Genomic DNA, 1,946 nt, shown 5'->3' with positions numbered 1-1,946 from the left:
ATGGTGCCGTCGGCGTTTGTGGTGTTGGATGCTTTGCCGTTGAACGTCAACGGCAAGTTGGATCGTAAGGCGTTGCCGGAGCCGGAGTTCGAGGTCCAAGCGTTCCGGGCGCCGTCGACGCCGATCGAGGAGATCGTGGCGTCGGTGTTCGCCGAGGTGCTCGGGGTGGAGCGTGTCGGTGCGGATGATGATTTCTTCGCTTTGGGTGGTAATTCGCTGTTGGCGACGCAGGTGGCGGCGCGTATCGGCGCGGCACTGGATGCCCGTGTGCCGGTGCGTGTGTTGTTCGAGGCCTCCACTGTCGCCGGGTTGGCCGCGAAGGTCGAACAACATGCGGGCGCCGGTGGTCGTCGCGAGCTGGTGGCCGGTCCGCGTCCGGAGCGCATCCCGTTGTCGCTGGCGCAGCAGCGCATGTGGTTCCTCAACCAGTTCGATCCGGCCTCATCGGTCTACAACATCCCGGCCGCTATCCGCCTCACCGGCGATCTGGACGTCGCGGCCCTGCGAGCGGCGGTCGCGGATCTGGTGGCGCGCCACGAGATCCTGCGCACGATCTACCCGCAGACGTCCGACGGCCCGGTGCAGCAGGTGCTCGCGGCGGACGAGGTGCCGATCGACCTCACACCCGCGCGAGTCGACGCGGCCGATTCGGTCGCCGTGGTGACCAGCGTGGTCGGCGCGGGGTTCGAAGTCACCACGGAGGTCCCGTTCCGGGTCGCGCTGTTCGAGATCGCGTCCGCGAGCGCGGACGACCCCACCGAGCACGTGCTGGTCTTCGTCGCGCACCACATCAGTTCCGACGGCTGGTCGCTGGGCCCGCTCACCCGGGATCTGGTCCTGGCCTATGAGGCGCGCAGCAGAGGCGAGGCCCCGGCCATGGCCCCGCTGCCGGTGCAGTACGCCGACTACAGCCTGTGGCAGCGGGAGGTGCTCGGCTCCGAGACCGACCCGAAGAGCCTGATCTCGCAGCAGGCCGAGTACTGGCGGGACGCGCTCGCCGCTCTGCCGGAGGAACTGCCGCTGCCGACCGACCGGCCCCGGCCCGCCCAGGCGTCCTATCGCGGAGGCAGTTTCGCCTTCGACATCGACGCCGACCTGCACACCGGGCTCGAACAGCTGGCCAAACAACACAATTCGACGCTGTTCATGGTGGTGCACGCCGCGCTCGCGGTGCTGCTGGCCCGGCTGTCGGGCACCTCGGACATCGCGATCGGCACCCCGGTGGCCGGCCGCGGCGAGGCCGAACTCGACGACCTCATCGGCATGTTCGTCAACACGCTGGTGTTGCGCACCGAGGTCGAGCCGGGCACATCGTTCGAAACGCTGCTGGCCGAGGTCCGTAAGACCGACGTCGCCGCGTTCGGCCATGCCGACCTGCCGTTCGAGCGGCTGGTCGAGTTGCTCGATCCGGTCCGCTCGGCGGCGCGGCATCCGCTGTTCCAGGTGATGCTGGTGTTGCAGAACCTCGCTCCCGCGACGCTCGAGTTGCCCGGGCTCACGGTGTCGGGCATCGATCCGGGAGTTTCGGCGGCCAAGTTCGATCTGCAGATCACCCTGGCCGAGCAGCCCGGCGCGCCGGGTCTGTCGGTGGTGATCGGTTACGCGACCGACCTGTTCGACGAATCGACGGTGCGGAACTTCGCGAGCCGGTTCCGTCGTGTCCTGGCGGCGGTCGCGGCCGATGCCACCGCCGTGGTGGGCGATATCGATGTGCTCGCGCCCGGCGAACGCGACCAGGTGCTGAGTGCGTGGAATGTGCCGGGGGCCTGGGTTCCCGGTGCGACACTGCCGGATGTGATCGCCGAACAGGCGTGGTTGCGTCCGGACGCGGTGGCGATCCGTTCGGGTGACACCAGTCTGACGTTCGGTGAGTTGCATCGGCGGGCGAATCAGGTGGCGCGGGCGTTGATCGCTCGTGGTGCGGGTCCGGAGTCGTTGGTGGCGGT

At 68.7% G+C, this 1,946-nt stretch carries 1 protein-coding gene; it reads left to right on the top strand.

Annotation, left to right across the window (positions count from 1 at the left end):
• On the top strand, positions 1 to 1,946 hold a 1,946-nt coding region (locus ACWEO7_RS39340; protein ID WP_452430909.1), incomplete at both ends, for a condensation domain-containing protein.

The sequence above is a fragment of the Nocardia sp. NPDC004260 genome, from assembly GCF_053603155.1.
The sequence above is the reverse complement of the archived record's forward strand: the minus strand, read 5'-3'. Positions and strand labels throughout refer to the sequence as shown.